At 68.2% G+C, this 16956-nt stretch carries 18 protein-coding genes; 10 read left to right on the top strand and 8 right to left on the bottom strand.

Annotation, left to right across the window (positions count from 1 at the left end; all coding sequences use genetic code 11):
• Positions 1-9 precede the first annotated feature (9 nt).
• Genes R2707_10500 through R2707_10515 form a run of 4 tightly spaced genes read left to right on the top strand, consistent with a single transcriptional unit; the run spans position 10 to position 5333 of the window.
• Entirely contained in the window at positions 10-2580 is a 2571-nt protein-coding gene (locus tag R2707_10500) for a putative inorganic carbon transporter subunit DabA (protein ID MEZ5245517.1), read from the top strand.
• On the top strand, positions 2577-2903 hold the full coding sequence (locus R2707_10505) for a hypothetical protein (GenBank protein MEZ5245518.1): 327 nt from the start codon (positions 2577-2579) through the stop codon (positions 2901-2903). The genes R2707_10500 and R2707_10505 overlap by 4 nt, the downstream gene beginning before the upstream one ends.
• A 28-nt stretch (positions 2904-2931) precedes the next feature.
• The gene (locus R2707_10510; protein MEZ5245519.1) at positions 2932-4152 is read left to right on the top strand and encodes a CoA transferase; all 1221 of its coding nucleotides are present in this window, start codon (positions 2932-2934) and stop codon (positions 4150-4152) included.
• A 53-nt stretch (positions 4153-4205) separates the two neighbouring features.
• Positions 4206-5333 (top strand): nitronate monooxygenase, encoded by a 1128-nt coding sequence (locus R2707_10515; GenBank protein MEZ5245520.1) that lies wholly within the window; start codon positions 4206-4208, stop codon positions 5331-5333.
• A gap of 23 nt (positions 5334-5356) precedes the next feature.
• Here the strand turns inward: R2707_10515 and R2707_10520 are convergent, their stop codons facing one another.
• From R2707_10520 to R2707_10545, 6 genes are read right to left on the bottom strand one after another with little or no spacing between them, the layout of a single operon-like run.
• The gene (locus R2707_10520; protein ID MEZ5245521.1) at positions 5357-6217 is read right to left on the bottom strand and encodes an amidohydrolase family protein; all 861 of its coding nucleotides are present in this window, start codon (positions 6215-6217) and stop codon (positions 5357-5359) included.
• A gap of 15 nt (positions 6218-6232) precedes the next feature.
• Positions 6233-7060, bottom strand: a complete 828-nt coding sequence (locus tag R2707_10525) for an alpha/beta hydrolase (GenBank protein MEZ5245522.1) — start codon at positions 7058-7060, stop codon at positions 6233-6235.
• 19 nt (positions 7061-7079) lie between these two features.
• Positions 7080-8027 (bottom strand): TIGR03619 family F420-dependent LLM class oxidoreductase, encoded by a 948-nt coding sequence (locus R2707_10530; protein ID MEZ5245523.1) that lies wholly within the window; start codon positions 8025-8027, stop codon positions 7080-7082.
• The gene (locus tag R2707_10535; protein ID MEZ5245524.1) at positions 8024-8422 is read right to left on the bottom strand and encodes a carboxymuconolactone decarboxylase family protein; all 399 of its coding nucleotides are present in this window, start codon (positions 8420-8422) and stop codon (positions 8024-8026) included. The genes R2707_10530 and R2707_10535 overlap by 4 nt, the downstream gene beginning before the upstream one ends.
• A 1-nt stretch (position 8423) precedes the next feature.
• Positions 8424-9338 (bottom strand): NAD(P)-binding domain-containing protein, encoded by a 915-nt coding sequence (locus R2707_10540; GenBank protein ID MEZ5245525.1) that lies wholly within the window; start codon positions 9336-9338, stop codon positions 8424-8426.
• A gap of 33 nt (positions 9339-9371) precedes the next feature.
• Positions 9372-9830, bottom strand: coding sequence for an Lrp/AsnC family transcriptional regulator (locus R2707_10545; GenBank protein MEZ5245526.1), 459 nt, complete (start codon positions 9828-9830; stop codon positions 9372-9374).
• A 113-nt stretch (positions 9831-9943) separates the two neighbouring features.
• Here R2707_10545 and R2707_10550 point away from each other — a divergent pair, with 113 nt between their 5' ends.
• The 4 genes from R2707_10550 to R2707_10565 all read left to right on the top strand — a co-directional run bounded on the left by R2707_10550 (position 9944) and on the right by R2707_10565 (position 13011).
• The gene (locus R2707_10550) at positions 9944-10198 is read left to right on the top strand and encodes a DUF6356 family protein (GenBank protein ID MEZ5245527.1); all 255 of its coding nucleotides are present in this window, start codon (positions 9944-9946) and stop codon (positions 10196-10198) included.
• 70 nt (positions 10199-10268) lie between these two features.
• Positions 10269-11564 carry an amidohydrolase family protein gene (locus R2707_10555; protein ID MEZ5245528.1) on the top strand — a complete coding sequence of 432 codons (1296 nt, stop codon included), beginning with the start codon at positions 10269-10271 and terminating at the stop codon, positions 11562-11564.
• Positions 11561-12475: an SDR family NAD(P)-dependent oxidoreductase gene (locus R2707_10560; GenBank protein MEZ5245529.1), complete on the top strand. Its 915-nt coding sequence runs from the start codon at positions 11561-11563 to the stop codon at positions 12473-12475. Before R2707_10555 ends, R2707_10560 begins: the two co-directional genes overlap by 4 nt.
• An 8-nt stretch (positions 12476-12483) precedes the next feature.
• On the top strand, positions 12484-13011 hold the full coding sequence (locus tag R2707_10565) for a nuclear transport factor 2 family protein (GenBank protein MEZ5245530.1): 528 nt from the start codon (positions 12484-12486) through the stop codon (positions 13009-13011).
• Between the two features lie 3 nt (positions 13012-13014).
• Here the strand turns inward: R2707_10565 and R2707_10570 are convergent, their stop codons facing one another.
• On the bottom strand, positions 13015-14184 hold the full coding sequence (locus R2707_10570; GenBank protein MEZ5245531.1) for a phosphotransferase: 1170 nt from the start codon (positions 14182-14184) through the stop codon (positions 13015-13017).
• Positions 14185-14259: 75 nt separating this feature from the next.
• Between R2707_10570 and R2707_10575 the strand changes: the two genes are divergently transcribed.
• Both R2707_10575 and R2707_10580 read left to right on the top strand, forming a co-directional pair.
• Positions 14260-15261, top strand: a complete 1002-nt coding sequence (locus tag R2707_10575) for a hypothetical protein (protein ID MEZ5245532.1) — start codon at positions 14260-14262, stop codon at positions 15259-15261.
• Entirely contained in the window at positions 15258-15977 is a 720-nt protein-coding gene (locus tag R2707_10580) for a nitroreductase family protein (protein MEZ5245533.1), read from the top strand. Before R2707_10575 ends, R2707_10580 begins: the two co-directional genes overlap by 4 nt.
• Here the strand turns inward: R2707_10580 and R2707_10585 are convergent.
• Positions 15974-16900, bottom strand: coding sequence for an SDR family NAD(P)-dependent oxidoreductase (locus R2707_10585; protein MEZ5245534.1), 927 nt, complete (start codon positions 16898-16900; stop codon positions 15974-15976). The genes R2707_10580 and R2707_10585 overlap by 4 nt on opposite strands.
• Between the last annotated feature and the right edge of the window lie 56 nt (positions 16901-16956).

Raw genomic sequence — 16956 nt, forward strand, 5'->3', positions numbered from 1 at the left:
CGGGTCGACATGAGCCCCACCATCACCCACGCACCGAATCTCGCCGCGCTACGCGCCGACGTGTCGTCAGCGGCGCGGATCATCGCGCCGATCTGGCCGTTGACCTCCTTCGTGGCGGTCAACCCGCTCGGCGGCTTCGAACACCTCCCCTTCCACGATGCCTGCACCGAGGCCGGCCGTCGTTTCGGCGCCCGCACCCACCGATCGCTCCAGAGTTCCCGCACCGCGTTCTCTCGCGGGGACGTGACCGAGAACGACCTGCGCGCCGCGATCCTCGAGGTCGACCCCCTGCTGGCGCACGAACCCCCGGTGATGATCTCGGGGCGCGCCACCGATCCACTCGACCTGCTGGTCCACGATCTCGTCGCCGGACCGGTCGCCCTCGCGGTCGACGCGGATGCCCGACTCCATCCCCGTCAACACGACGTGGCGGCATACGTCGCCCAGTGGTGCATCGCGTACGCCGACGAATCGGCCGCCGCATTCGCGATGCCCGAACGCGAGCGCGGCCTGTTCGCCGCGTGGCATCAGCTGTGCGGTGGCGACCGACGGCTCCGCTCACTCGTGGGCGGACCGGCGCAGGAATGGATCCTCGGCCTACCCGACGATCCGTCCTCGGCCCTCCTCGCGGCGCTGTGGGTGCTCGATCCCGAGGACCACAACCGAACCGAGATCCTGCGCACCCTCGCGACGCGACTTCCGGGTTGGACGGGCTACGCCCGCTGGTGCGACGAGTGGGCACCCGCCAACCACCGGGGTCCCAAGCTGCGGGTACTCGACGTGATCGCACTCCTCGCCGTCATCGAAGCGTCGTTCGGTCTCCCGCTCACCGTCTCCCCGGCGCCGTCGATCGACACCGGTGCACTCCCGCGCCGGGTCGCCTCGGTCATGGCCCACTTCGGCCACAGGCCCCATGGGGACGACGACACCGGGGACGACGACACCGGCGACGAAGGCATCGCAGACGTCACCCGCCTGCTCGCGCGGGTGCCCGAATCGACCCGGGCCGCGATCTGGCTCGTCGCCCACGAGCGCGCCTTCCGCAACGAACTGTTGACGAAGCTCGCCGACGCGGACCCCGTGCCGAAGTCGACGTCACCGGTGGCGCACTTCGTCGCCTGCATCGACGTCCGGTCCGAGGTGCTGCGCCGGCATCTGGAAGCCCAGGGCGACTACGACACCTACGGTTTCGCAGGCTTCTTCGGAGTGCCGATCTCATGGCGGCCGATGGGCTCCGGCACCGTCGAGGCGCGGTGCCCCGTGCTCGTCAATCCCCGCTTCGAGGTGACCGAGCTGGTGGTCGACGGCGGGACCGCACCGGAGATCGCCCGCGGCCGATTGGCCCATGCCGGTCACGACGCCTACCACGATGCCAAGGCCGGCCTCGGATCGCCGTTCGCACTCGCCGAGTCGGCCGGCTGGCTGCTCGGTCCACGCGCTGCGTTCAAGACGCTGCTGCCCGGACGCCGGGGCCGTCGACGCGAGGCCACTGCGACCTTCGCCTCGGTCGACCCCGCCGTCAACCCCGCCTCGGGGCTTCCGCTGGAGGACCGCACGCTCTTCGCCGAGGCGATCCTGACCACCATCGGGTTGACGCCGAGCGCCCCCTTGATCGTCCTCTGCGGTCACAGCGCCAGGACGGTCAACAACCCGCACGCCTCCTCGCTCGACTGCGGCGCATGCGGCGGCGCACCCGGCGGTGCCAACGCCCGGGTCGCGGCCGCGATCCTCAACGACGCCGAGGTCCGCAGCCGTCTGGCCGATCGGGGCATTCACCTCTCCCCCGACACCTGGGTGGTGGCCGCCGAGCACGAGACGACCTCCGACGTCGTGTCGATCCTCGATCCCCACCTCGTCCCTGCGGCGTTCGCCGAGCCGCTCGCCGCGCTCGAACGCGATCTCGCGACCGCCGGCGCCGCCGCGAGCGCCGAGCGGGCCCACCGTCTTCCGGGCGATCCTCGTCGGGTGCGCGAGCGCGGCCGCGACTGGGCCCAGGTTCGACCGGAATGGGGACTGGCGGGCAACGCCGCCTTCATCGCCGCACCCCGGTCGGTCACCGCGGGAGTCGATCTCGGGAGTCGTTCCTTCCTCCACAGCTACGACGCCGCGACGGATCCCGACGGGGTGGCACTGGAGACGATCCTCACCGCTCCGCTGGTCGTCGCCCAATGGATCTCGTGCCAGTACTACTTCTCGACCGTCGACCCCGACATCTTCGGTGCCGGCGACAAGATGCTCCACAACCCGATCGGCGGCGTCGGTGTCGTACTGGGCGACGGCGGCGACCTCGCGGTCGGTCTCCCGAGCCAGTCCGTGTCGCTCGGCGACCGGATGGTCCACGAACCATTGCGTCTCCTCGCGCTCATCCAGGCACCGCCCGAGATGATCGACCGGATCGTGGCTCGCAACCCCGGTCTCCGGGATCTCGTCGAGAACGAGTGGATCCACATCGCCGCCCGGAGCGGCGCCGACGAGCCGTGGACCCTCCGCAGCCCGGCGGGCCCGTGGACCGTGTGGCAGCCTTCCGACACACCCGACGCCGGCCCGTCCACCCCCACAACCAATGGAACGAGTGCATGACCGAATTCGCCGATCTCACCAAGATGGCCAAGATCGAGGTCGTCATCGACGGCGCCGACGAGGCCACCGTCCGGGACCTCATGCTCGGGGCCGGCGCCTCGGGCTACACCGCCGTCACCGGCGTGTCCGGTTTCGGCCATCGCGGCGCACACCAGGGACGACTGCTGTTCAATGACAAGGCGAGCCTGTCGATGCTGATCTCGGTGGTCCCCCTCGATCGCGCCGACACGCTCGTCGCGGGGATACGCCAACTCCTCGAACACCAGCACGGCGTCCTCTTCGTGACCGAGACCTACGTCAGCCGACCCGGCTACTTCACCTGATCTCCACCGGCGTGGTAGGACCTCCGTCATGAGTGGAGTCATGGACGGAATCCGGATCCTCGAGGTCGCGGATCACACCTTCGTACCCGCCGCGTCGGCGATCCTCGCCGATTGGGGCGCCGACGTGATCAAGATCGAGCACGCCGTCCGCGGCGACGCGGCGCGTGGCCTCGGGCAGAGCGGCGCCGTCGACCTCAGCGGCGCGGTCCACGCGATCATGGAACACGCGAACCGCGGCAAGCGCAGCCTCGGTCTCGACCTCCAGAACGACGACGGGCTCGCCGTACTGCATCGGCTCATCGCGATCAGCGACGTCTTCCTCGTCAACAAGCCGCCGGCGGTGCGCGAGAAACTGCGCATCACCGAAGCCGAGGTGCGGGCCCACAATCCGTCGATCGTCTACGCCGCCGGCACGGCATGGGGACCGAAGGGTCCCGAGGGCAATCGCGGCGGCTACGACATGACCTCGTTCTGGTGCCGATCGGGTGCCGCGATGGGCGCGTGGTTCGTCGACGACGAACGCATGCCGAGCCAGCCCGGCCCGGCCTTCGGCGACTCGATGGGCGCGATGACCATCGCCGGCGGCATCAGTGCCGCCCTGTTGAAGCGGGAACGGACCGGCGAGCCGCAGTCGCTCGAGGTGTCGCTGCTGGCAACCGGGATGTGGGCGATGGCCTCGGGCATCGCGATGAGCCACGTCAACGGATCGGCATGGCGCCCGTTCGACATGGGCGGCATCGTGTTCAACCCGTTGCTGGGCACCTTCCCCACGGCCGACGGCCGGATGATCAACATCACCTGCCTGCAGCCGCTCAAGTACTGGCAGGAGTTCTGCCGGGTGATCGGCCGCGACGAACTCATCGACGACGAACGGTTCGCGACCCACGAGACGCTCACGGCCAACGCGACCGAGGCCAAGGCGGTCGTCGACGAGTTCATCGCGACACGCACGCTCGAGGAGGTCCGTCGGGACCTCGCCGACTTCGACGGCCAGTGGACACCGGTGCTCGATTCGCTCGAGATCATCGACGACCCGCAGTCGATCGCGAACGACTACGTCCAGGACCTCGAGAACGAGGCCGGAGTGCCCTTCAAGCTGGTGACCACGCCGGTGCAGTTCAATGGCGCGCCGAGCCCGGTCGGGCGGGCTCCGGGATTCAACGAGCACGGCGACGAGATCCTGACCGGCGACCTCGGTCTCGACATGGAGGAGATCATCGACCTCAAGGTGAAGGGCGCGGTGACCTAGCCGCAGTGATCCGAGCCTCGGTATTCCGGGGAGCCGTGTGCTAGGCAGACTCCATGCGCACCCCGATCTGTGACCAACTCGGGATCGAGTTCCCGATCTTCGCTTTCTCCCACTGTCGCGATGTCGTGGCGGCCGTCACCAACGCCGGCGGTTACGGCGTGCTCGGTGCACTCGCCTACGAGCCCGAGCGGCTCGAGATCGAGCTCGACTGGATCGACGACCATGTGGGCGGCAAGCCCTACGGGGTCGACTTCGCGATGCCGGCCAAGTACGAGGGTCAGGGCGGCGGCGAGACCGCCACGCCCGAATACCTGGCCTCGCTCATCCCCGAGGAGCACCGCAAGTTCGCCGATCGGATCATGGCCGAGGCCGGCATCCCGCCGTTGCCCGACGACACCGACCGCGTGCCGAAGGCGGCCGGACTCAACGTCGACGCGGAGGGTCCGGGCCAGGTGGAGGTCACGCTCAGCCACGACAACGTCAACATGGTCGTCAATGCGCTCGGCCCGCCGCCGAAGTACGTGGTCGACCAGTGCCACGAACGGGGCATCCTCGTCGGCGGACTCGTCGGTTCACGACAGCACGCCGAGCGTCAGCTCGCCATCGGCACCGACGTGATCATCGCCCAGGGCACCGAGGCCGGCGGCCACTGCGGTGAGATCTCGACGATGGTCCTCATTCCCCAGGTCGTCGACGCGGTGGGCCCCGACGTACCCGTGCTCGCCGCGGGCGGGATCCAGGACGGACGCCAGATGGCGGCCGCCATGGCCCTGGGTGCCCAAGGCGCCTGGACCGGGTCGATGTGGCTCCTGGCGGCCGAGGCCGACATGTCGCCCGAAGTCACGGACAACCTGCTCGCCGCCACCTCCACCGACTTCATCCGCTCCCGGGCGATGACCGGGAAGCCGGCCCGTCAGTTCCGCTCGGCCTGGGTCAACGCGTGGGAACGCGACGACGCACCCGCCACCCTCCCCATGCCGATCCAGGGTCTGCTCTTCGGCGAGTACGCCGCCCGTTGGGGACGGGTCCACTCCAAGCCGTTCGCCGGCCACCCCGCCGGCCAGATCATCGGAAGCATCGAGAAGGTCCGTCCGGCCAGGGACATGGTGCTCGACATGGTCAACGGCTGGCTCGAGACCGCAGAGATGTTCGCTGCGCACCTCGAGGCCGCCAAGGAGTAGTCGTCAGGGCCGGCGTCGACCGGTCAGGCGAACCCGAGGATCCGTGCCGCGTTCGCGCGCAGGAACGGCTCCCACACGTGATCGCGAAACGGCACGTCGTCCATCTCCGAGAAGATGCGGTCGAGTTCGAGCGCGTACGGGTGGTAGCCCCCGTAGAGGATCTTCTCGGTGCCCCGCGTGTTCGCGTAGTCGACGATCGCCGCCGGGTAGTGCTTCGGTGCAAACGCCGAGGTCGAGTAGTGCAGGCCCGGCCACTTGAGCATGAGCTTCACTGCGAGGTCGGTCCAGGGCTCGGCACCGTGTCGCATGACGAGGACCAGCTCCGGAAAGTCGTACATGACCCGGTCGAGCGCCTCGACGTGCTGGCTGTCCATCGGAACCCTCGGCCCCGGAACGCCGACGGTCACGAAGACGGGAAGGCCGAGCTCGACGCACGTCGCATAGATCGGATACCAGGCGGCGCCGTCGAGACGCTGCGGGGGTGCCGCGCCGGCGGGGAACGCGCCGACCGCCCGGATGCCGTAGCGCTCGTGATCGTGGCGGATCCGACGCACCGCGACCATGACGTCGTTCGGATCGACCTGTGTCGCGAGCGCGAAGCGCGACGGGTGAGCGATGGCCGCCGGGACCGCGGCGGGATGGCCGAGAGTGACCAGGCCGACGGCGACGCCGTTGGCGTCCATCGCGGCGAGCGTGTCGGCGATGACCGCGGTGTCGTCATCGTCGATGCCCGCGAGGGCGGGGATGTCGCGATACATGTAGTCGGCCGGATGCCGGTCACCGCGCTGCGAGGGACGGACGTTCGCCGGGTTGCGGTCGACGTCGGCTGCGGCCCGGAACCCGATCAACGTGTCGATCGCTCCGATGTCGGAGGGTCGTGCCATCGACAACCCGCCGGCTCAGCCGGCGACGCGGGCGAGGTGGGACTCGATGGCGGCACGCCACTCGGCTTGATGCGTGAGCTGGGGCGAGTGGTAGGCGCCGTCGATGATGACGGCGATGCCGTCGACCACACCGGCGGCGAGATCGGGCGCATGGTCGACGTAGGGATGGTCGTGCTCGCCGGCGATCACGGTCACCGGGACGTCGATGTCGCCGAGCAGATGGTCGACCGGTTGCAGGTGGTCACCGAACAGGGCCGTGCCGAGTGCCCGGCACGCCATCGGATCGAACGCCGCGCTCATCTGCGCCTTGCGGTCCTGCCACTCGGTGGGTGTCGCCGCGTCGATGAGCGGGTCCTCCGCCGTCTCGGGGCCTCGGCCCATCGGCGTGTCGACGGTGATCGACGAGAAATAGCCGCTGATGGCCTCGGCCAGTTCCGGGTCGTCGAGACCGAAGCGCCACGCGGTCGTGTCCATCAGGATCAACGAGTGCAGGAGGTCCCGGCGGGCGAGAGCGAGTCGCAGGGCGACCCGACCTCCCATCGAGTGACCGAGCAGGTCGACGGGTCCGTCGACCGTGTGCGCCAGCCAGTCGATGACGTCGTCGACGATGTGATCGACCGTGTAGGTCGCCTCGTCGAACGAGTTCGTCGAACGGCCGTGGCCTCGATGATCGATTGCCAGGACGCGCCGGTTCTCGGCCAATGCCGGGATGTGGAGGGCGAAATCATGAGCCGATCCGGAGAACCCGTGGATCAGCACCAGGGGCGGCCCGTCGCCACTGCCCCATTCGTCCCACGCAAGGGTGAAGCCCTCGACATCGAAGGTCTTCGTCAGCTCCGGCATGGTCGCCACTTCAGCGCACTCATCCCTCGTTGACAAGCGGCACGACCTGCTCCGCGAACGCGTCGATCTGGTCGAGGTACTCGGGCAGGTCGCGGGCCCGGAACTTCAGGTGGATGGTGTTGGCACCGACCTCGCGGGCCGAGCGGATGTCGTCGGCCAACGGTTCGATGCCGCCCGACAGCGCCATGACACCCTCGGGTACGTCGCCCAGGAGGTAGGTCCACGGCGGCATGTAGCCGATGTCGAAGCCGGCCTCGGCCCGCCCGGCGGATGCGGCGGCTCCGTGGATCGTCTCGACGATCTCGCCGTACTGGTCCTTGCCGTTGCCCATCGGGATGTAGCCGTCACCGATCCGTCCCGTTCGTCGCCACGCGGCCGCGCCGCTGCCACCGATCCAGATCGGCAGCTCGTCGGCGGGCTGCGGGGCGACTCCCACGTCGGCATAGGAGTAGTACTCGCCGTCGTGGCTGACATAGGTGTCGGCGAACGCGCCACGCACCGCGTCGAGCGTCTCGTCGAGGCGCTTCCCGCGGGTCGCGAAATCGACCCCGAGCGCCTCGAACTCCGCTTCCACGTGGCCGGCACCGACGCCGAGGATGGCCCGGCCACCCGAGAGGTGGTCGAGGGTACCGAACGACTTCGCCGTCTGGAGCGGATGCCGATACGCGGCGATCCACACGACGGACAGCAATCGCACATCCGTCGTGTGCGCCGCGAGGAATCCGAGGGTCGCGATCGTGTCGTACCACGTGGTGGTCATGCGGGCTGCGTACTCGTTGTCGGGAATGGCGACGTGATCGCACACCCCGACGAAGTCGTAGCCGCGTTCGTCGCAGCGTTGCGCGATCGCGACGAGATCGTCGACCGTGGCGGCGTCCTCCCAGGGATCGACGAGCGTCCGGGTGAGGGTCTGGATGGGAAGCTGGATCCCGTAGGACCAGCCGTTGCCGTTGTTGATCGCGCTCACTCGTCTCCCTCCGCGAGAGTCTTCTTGTACTCGGCGATCGCTTCTTCGGTGACACCGACGAACTCCGCCGCTCGCGGGTAGCCGACGTAGGGCGTCACCTGGATCAGTGCTTCACGCACCTCGTGCTCGTCGAAGTCGCCGCGCTTGAGGCCGGCGAGGCACTGGATCTTCCAGGTGGCCGTGCCGCCGATCGCGGCGATCGCCCCCATGATGATCAGCCGCCGGTCGCGCACGTCGAGTGCCTCACGGGTCCACACCGCCCCGAAGAGGTCTTCGGTCATGATGTCGGCGAAGTCCATGAAGCCGTGGGGCACGACGGGCACGACGTCCTGGTAGACGTCGGCCATCTTGGCCGCCCCCCGGTTCCACTTCTCCTGATCGATCTCGTGAGCCATGTCAGCCCTCTCCTTCAGTGTCGACGGGCATGCCGTAGACGAGATTCATCGAATCGCGAACCGCTTCGACCACCGGCATCGGCCGACCGCTCTCCAGTCCGAGGCCGGCGGCGAGGTCGAGATCCTTCTCGGCCAGATAGATGTTGCCGGCCAGGAAGTCGCCGAACTCGCCCACCTTCGTCTCCGACGGCATGGTGACGAGTGGATAGAAGCGCTCCGACAACGCACCGAGCTGGCCGACATGGCGCCATGCGGCCAAGAGCTGCTCGGGATCGCTCTCCTCGCCGACGACGATCTGGTACGCGGCGCTGACGGCAGCCTGCTGGAAGTAGGTCATCACGTTGAAGGCGACCTTCATCGCCATACCCGCGCCGACCGCACCCGACTCGAACACGGCGCCGCCACAGCAGTCGAGGACCGCCCGGGCCGTCTCGGGGATCCCGCCCTCGGGCACGCCCGCCATGATCGAGAGTTCGCCCACCTCGGCGGCGGCGGCGCCACCGGCGACGCCGGCGTCGAAGAACGACACGCCGCGCTCGCGCGCCAGGACGGCGAGATCGCGCACGGTGTCGGGATGCACCGTCGAGTGCACGGCGATCGAGGTTCCGGGCGCGCACGATTCGAGGATCCCCGCCTCGCCGGTCACGACCTCCATCACGGCCGCGTCGTCGGGAACGCAGATGCTGATGTGCGCACACGCGGCCGCGAGTTCCGCCGCCGATGCCGATGCGACGCCACCCTTGGCGACGACGGCGGCCACCGCATCGGGCCGGAGATCGAAGACCAGGAGGTCGAATCCGCTCTCGGCGAGCCGCCCCGCCATCGCTCCGCCCATGGCACCCAGTCCGATGTATCCGACAGTTCCGGTCACGCTGTTCGTCTCCTCGAGAGCCTGCGGGCGCCAAGGTAGTGGCACGACCGGCGAGGCTCAGAATCAGAGGTATCGGAATCAGAGGTAGTCGAGCGGCAGCGCCGTGGTCTGTTTCATCTGCTCCATGACGAAGACGGTTCGTACGTCGTAGAGGTCGACCCGAGCGATCAGGCGCTTGTAGAAGCCGTCGTATGCCTCGATCGACGGGACCACCACCTTGAGCGTGTAGTCGATCTCGCCCGATGTCCGGTATGCCTCGACGATCTCGGGGAGGTCGGCGATGCCGGCGCAGAAGCGGTCGAGCCACGCCGCGCTGTGGTCGTTGGTCCGGATGTGCACCAAGGCGGTCACGTCGAGATTGAGTGCGGCGGGGTCGACGAGTGCCACGCGACCCTTGATGACACCGTCATGTTCGAGCTTCTGCACCCGTCGCCATGTCGGCGTGGCGGTGAGGCCGACGTGCTCGGCGAGCTCGCGTGCCGTGAGATCGCCGCGGTCCTGGAGCAGACGCAGTATTTCCCGATCAATCTCATCCACAATAGAAGAACATAGTGCTAGTTCTCTACTTGTGAGTATGTACCTGCACACGAGCAAGATCAGCTGCAAGAATTCGCACAGATCTTCGATCCCCGGTTCCGTACGCTGGCGCCATGGCGTCGAACCCCTTCACCACCCACCCGCACGCGGCCGGCGAGACCTATCGCGAACACATGGGCGTGGCACTGGGGGTCAGCCGACAGCTCGCCGGCGCCGCGGCAGCCGCGCTGGTCCACGCAGTGTTCCCGGTGCTCCACACCACCACGGCGAGCGACAAGATCCGAGCGCTCAACGCCTGCCTCGAACGCCACGACCGCGCCGGCCTGAAGAAGAACGCCACGCTGACCATCGTCGACGGCGCCGCCTGAGGTCCCGCGGTCGCGCCGATTGCCGCTGACCGGTTTCGCCCTGTCGGACGGTTCCGGCCAGACTGACCCCATGAGCAGCGAACACCACACGGTCATCAGCGCCGACACCCACTGCGGCGCGGATCTTCTCGGGTACCGCCCTTACCTCGACGCCAAGTACCACGCCGAGTTCGACCTCTGGGCCGAGTTCATGCAGGCCGACCACGAACGCCGCAAGGAACTGTTCAAGGACATGGAGCGCACGCCGATGGAGGTCGGCGTCGACGGCGACCCCGACGAGTTCGGCTATCGCAACTTCGATTCGGCCAAGCGCCTGCAGGAACAGGAGGAGGACGGGGTCATCGCCGCCGTGCTCTTCCCGAACACGCAGCCGCCGTTCTCGCCTCCGGCCGCCACCTCGTTCGAGGCACCGCCCTACAGCGACAACTTCGAGCATCGCTGGGCCGGCCTCCGCGCTCACAACCGCTGGCTCGCCGACTTCGTCAGCGAGGCTCCTGCGCGCCGAGCCGGGATCATCCAGATCTTCCTGGGTGACGTCGAGGGTTCGGTCAAGGAGATCGAGTGGGCCGCCGAACAGGGTCTTCGTGGCGGCATTCTCGTGCCGGGGGCACCGCCCGACTCACCGTTCGAGCCGCTGTACTCGGCCGCCTACGAGCCCATCTGGGCGGCTGCCGCGGCCCACGACATGCCGCTCAACCATCATGCCGGCGGCGCCACACCCAACTTCGGCAACCACTTCCCGGCGTCGCTCGCCATGTTCATGCTCGAGGTCCAGTGGTGGACGCAGCGCGCGCTCTGGCACCTCATGTTCTCGGGCGTGTTCGAGCGTCACCCCGATCTTCCCTACGTGATCACCGAGACCGGCACCGCCTGGGTCCCCGACACGCTGGCCAAGCTCGACAGCTTCCATCACCGCATGAAGTACTCGAAGTACGGCTCCGAGTCGATCTTCGGCGGCCAGGCCGTCGCCCAGATGTCGCTGACGCCGACCGAGTACTTCCAGCGCCAGTGCTACATCGGTGCGTCGTTCCTGCGGCCGGCCGAAGCCGACGCCGTGCGCGAGGTCGGCGTCGACCGTGTCATGTGGGGCTCGGACTACCCCCACATCGAGGGCTCCTATCCGCACACCCACGAACATCTCCGGCTGACCTTCTCGCAGATGACGCGTGAGGAAACCACGACGATGCTCACCGACAATGCGGCGAGGATCTACAAGTTCGATCTCGAGGCACTCGCGCCGCTGGCCGAGCGCTACTGCCCGACCAAGGAATACGTCGAGACCCCCATCGACTACGCCGAGATCCCCGAGCGGGCCAAGGGCTGCCCGGGAATGAACCCCCTCAACCAGGTGCAGGAGGTCGCGTGAGCGATTCAGGAGTTTCCCCGGACAACATCGGACCACTGACGATCGACGGCACCGTCGCCGTCGTCACCGGCGGTGCCGGGGGCATCGGCAAGGGCATCGTCGGTGCGCTCCTGCGCGCCGGCTCGTCCGTCGTCATCGCCGACATCGAGGCCGACACGATCGCGGCCACCGTCGAGGAGTTCTCCTCGCTCGGTCCCGTGTCGGGCATTCGCACCGACATCACCGACGAAGCATCGGTGAAGGCGCTGGCCGACCAGGTCTACGAGCAGCACGGCAAGGTCAACCTGCTCTACAACAACGCCGGGGTCACGTCCGGCGGCGGCGGCAAGCCGTGGCAACAGGAACCCAACGACTGGCGCTGGTGTTTCGGCGTCAACGTGTTCGGCACCGCGATCTGCACCTCGGAGTTCGTTCCGCGGATGCTGGAGGGCGGTGAGCCGGGTCAGGTGATCAACACGTCGTCGGGCGACGGCGGTTTCGCCCCGGTGCCCACCGCGTCGGTCTACGCGGCATCGAAGGCGGCGGTCAGCTGCTTCACCGAGGCCCTGCACCACAACCTCGTCACGGAGGACACCGCACTGCGGGCTTCGGTCTTCTACCCCTCCGGTGGGTTGCAGCGCACCGGCCTGTTCACCGCCAGCCGCAACCGCCCGGCAGCGCTGCAACGGGTGGGCGAGGCGACCGGCCGCAAGAGCATGACGTTCGACGAGATGAAGGCGATGCTCGAAAAGGGCGGACGCGAAGTCGTCGAAGCCGACCTCGATGCCCAGGGCGACTTCGTCGTCGGCGAGACCGCCGCCCGTCGCTACATCATCACCCTGAACCTCGGCGACACGGTCGAGCTGCTCCACCGCCGCGCCGATGCGATCGGCCGGCTCGAGGTTCCGCCCCACCACGGCATGCCCATCTGAGCAACACCGTGCCGACTCCCGAAGACCTCACCGCAACCGCGCTCGCCGAAACGGTCGCCTACACGCAGCTGCGGCGGCTGCAGAACCGCTATGCCGACATCGTCACGCGGCGGGCCTGGCCCGAGTTCCACGAGATCATGCGGGCCGATTGTGTGATCACGGTGAACCTCGTCGACGACGAGATCCACTTCCACGGACCGCAGGAGATCGGCGACTTCATCAGCGGCCAGCTCGTGCAGTTCGACTTCTTCGAATTCGTGATCCTCAACACCGTCATGGAGATCGACGCACCCGCCGGCACGGCCACTGCCCGGATGTACATACAGGAGGCCCGCCAGACCATCCACGACGGGAGACGGTCCGACACGTTCGGCGTCTACCACGATCGCTTCGAACGAGACGACGACGGCGCCTGGTGGTTCGCCCGACGGCGGTACCAGTCCTACGCCAGGACGAACGGCGGCGACCGCGCCCAAGGTGCGGCCGACCTCACCGTGTTCGAACTCCCCGAGATCGCACTCGACGAACTCGACTGAGGATCACCAACCGGCTTCGAGACCGGCGAGGATCCGCGGGTACCAGAGGTCGTACATCGCGTCGGACCCGTAGCTCTCGTTGTTGAGCACGGCGATGCTCATCAGCTGCTGCACGGCCATCGCCCGATACGTCGCGTCGACGCCGGCGCGCAGCTCGGCGGAATCGAACTCGATGCCGTGATCGGCGAGCGCCGCCTCGTAGTCCTCGACCAACGAGGTGCGAAGGTGGATCTCGTCGGTGCGCAGGCTGCTCGAGAGCAGGTAGCCGATGTCGAACGCGGGGTTCGCGTAGCCCACGAGCGCCCAGTCGAGCAGGACGACCTGGCCGTCGGACCCGTAGAGGATGTTGTCGGAGCGCGGGTCGCCGTGGATCATCGTCGTCGGCCGATTCAAGCGGGCGACGTCGTCGGGGAAGCGATCGAGTGCATCGTGGATCAGCGCAACGTGTTCGTCGGTCAGCCACTCGTTCCACCGCTCTTGGGCGAGGGCGAGACATCGCTTCCGGCCGACCGTCTGATAGAGGCCGGGAGTCGTGGTGAGGATCGGGCGGAAGATCTCGTCGCCGGCGATGGAATCGTCGCCCCAGAACGCGGCGTGCACCGCGGCGAGCGCGGCGAGAGCGTCGGCCAGCTGGTCACGGTTCGGCGGCGCCGTCATGTCGTAGACGGTGCTGTCGGCGCCCAGATCCTCGATCAGGAGGGCGTAGCGGCGCTTGGTCGCCCGCATGAACTTCGTGACGTCGGCGGTGATCGCGAGCTGCACCCGATCGGGTAGGGCGTCGATCACCTTCGACATGACCGGACCCGTGCGCCGAGCGCCCTTCTCGTCGAACTCTGCGCCCAGGAACGTCGCCAGCCGGCACGGCATGCGGTGGGCGAACTGGCGGTAGAAGCGGATCTCGCGGGCGTAGGCGTCGAACTGTTCGAGCATGCCGCGGGTCTGATGGTCCGACGTCGGGAACTTGGCGATCACCGACGAAGGGGGGTCGTCGCCGCCCTCGGTGGAGAGCCGAACCCGGACCGTGTCGCCCGTGAATCCCGTGCCGCCCCCGGTCAACGCGGTGACCTCGAGGTCGACCACACGACCGGTCGGCAGCGCACCCGCGGCGCGCATCACGTCGGTCACCCACTGCGGCGTGAGGTCGGAGGGGGAAGCGGGAATGTACGCCGACACGAGTGAGCAGGGTAACGCGATGACAGGACAACCCTCTGAGGCGCGTCCCGCACGTCGCGCCTACCTTGAGCGACCATGAGCACTCCCGTCACCACGATCCAGACCGTCACGGGCCCGATCGCCACGAGCGATCTCGGGCGGACCCTCATGCACGAACACCTCGCGATCGGATACCCCGGATGGGAGGCCGCGACCGATGAGCCCTTCGACCGAGCCTCGGCAGCACGGATCTGCATCGAGCACATCGAACGACTGCAGGCGCTCGGCTACTCGTCGATGATCGATCCGTGCCCGAACGACCTCGGTCGCGACATCGAACTGATGGTGACGGTGGCCGAAGCGACCGGCTTCCACATCATCTGTGCGACCGGCCTCTACAAGGAGCACGAAGGCGGGCATGCCCACTGGGACTTCCGATCCCGTTTCGAGGACATCAGCGCGGTCATGACCGATCTGTTCGTCGGCGAACTGACCGACGGCATCGGCTCCACCGGTGTGCGGCCGGGACTCATCAAGGTGGGAACGGGCCTCGGCGATCTGACGACCCACGAGTCGGCGGTGTTCGCCGCCGCAGCGGCGGCCGCCGCCGCAACCGGTGTTCCCATCACCACCCACACCGAGGACGGGACACTCGGCGATCGACAGCAGGCGGTGCTCACGGCGGCCGGTGTCGCGCCCCACCGCATCGTCATCGGCCACTCGTGCGGCACGACCGACACTGACTACCACCTCCGCATCGCCGGCAACGGCAGCTATCTCGGGTTCGATCGGTTCGGGATCCCGACCGTGTCCGACGACGATCGCGCCGCCGCGCTGGCCCGGGTCATCGATGCCGGCGCGGGCGACCGCGTGGTGGTGTCCCACGATTCGGTGTGGTGCTGGAAGGGCAATCCCTGGCCGGTCGCCCTGCGCGAACAGATCGCCGCGACCTTCGTCCCCACCCGGTTCGACGAGGAGATCATCCCGAAGCTGCGAGATCTCGGCATCGACGACGCCGCGCTCCACCGGCTCACCCACGACAACCCACGCAACTACTTCGAGGGCACGCCCCTCGCCGATCTCGGTGTGACCGCATGAACGGCCACGGGGAGCGACCTCTCCCGCCCGACACCGTGGGCCTGCTCGAGGGCCTGACCACCACACGGTCCATCCGGCGCTACACCGACGATCCGGTTCCCGACGACGTCCTGCGCGACATCATGTTCGCGGCGACGCGTGCCCCGAGCGGCTCCAACCGTCAACCGTTCCGGTTCGTCGTCTTGAAGGACGGTCCCGTGGCAACCGAGGCGAAGGCGATCGTCGGCCGCGGCGCCCAGGCTGCGTGGGCGGCCAAGCGCGAGAACGAGGGGTACGACCAGGGGTCGGGCGTCGACCCTGATTCACCGAAGGCCCGCATGGCCCGCTCGATGGAGCGCTATGTCGACAACATCGCCGACGTTCCCGTCCTCGTGCTCCCGTGCTTCATCCGCTATCGGCCGGCCAACCCCACGGAAGGCGCATCGGTCTACCCCGCGTGCCAGAACCTCCTCCTCGCCGCCCGCGCCCTCGGCTACGGCGGCGTCCTCACCATTTGGCACGCCTTCGTCGAGGCGGAGCTGCGGACGCTGCTCGAGCTGCCCGACGACGTGGCCATCGCGGCGACGATCACCCTGGGCAGGCCCGAAGGGAACCATGGCCCGGTCCGGAGGGTGCCGATGTCCGAGCTGATCTACGAGGGGACCTGGGAAACCCCGGCACCGTGGGCCGTCGACCCGCCGGGCACCCGGTTCACGAGCGCAGGTCCGCCCCGCTAGAACGTCTCGCCGACCAGCGATTCCGACATCGCCCACAGGCGCTCGGCCGCCTCGGGGTCGGTCGCCCACGCTTCCGGCTCCGCGAACTCGACATCGTCGAGGTACCGACCACCGATCCCCTCGAGGCTCGGATCGACGGCGGCGAACACCGACGTCGCTGCACCCTGCTCGACCGTCTTGAACGAGGGCAGGCCGCCCCCGGCGCCCGACGATGCGCGTCGCGAGGCCCGGGCGCCGAGCTCCTCCATGTCGCCGGCGCCCATGTGGCGGGCGAGATCGGTCATGATCATCCCGGGGTGCACGGCGTTGGAACGCACACCGGCAGCGGCGTAGCGGGCCTCGAGTCCGACGGTGAACAAGATGTTGGCCGTCTTCGACTGCCCGTAGGCGTCGAACTTGTCGTAGGGACGCGACTCGAAGTTCGGGTCGTCCCACAGGACATCGCTGAATCCATGGCCGGCGCTCGACAGGTTGACGATCCGGCTCGGCGCGCCCGCCAGCAACGCGGGCATGACGTGGTTGGTGAACACGAAGTGCCCGAGGTGGTTGGTCCCGAACTGGGTCTCGAATCCGTCGACCGTCCGTCCCTCCGGCGTGAACATGACCCCCGCGTTGTTGACGAGGATCGAGATCTTCGGATGTCGGGCGACGATCGCGTCGGCCGCGGTGCGCACCGACGAGAGGTCGCCGAGGTCGAACGGCTCGTACTCGAGCGAGGCGTCAGGGTGGGCCAAGCGGATCTCGTCGATCGCGGCCCGGCACTTCTCGGCCGTGCGACCGCACACGATCACGTGGGCGCCGGCCGACGCGAGGACCCGTGCGGTCTCCCGACCGAGCCCGGTGGTCGCCCCCGTCACGATCGCGATCCGGCCCGCGAGATCGATCCCGTCGATCACCTCGGTCGTGGTTGTCTCGAATGCCATCTCGCCGCGACTCCTCGTGTGGTCGATGGCGAGTTGCTATCACCCACAGGGCTAGG

It is taken from the genome of Acidimicrobiales bacterium (genome assembly GCA_041394245.1).
Taxonomy (GTDB): Bacteria; Actinomycetota; Acidimicrobiia; order Acidimicrobiales; family Aldehydirespiratoraceae; genus JAJRXC01.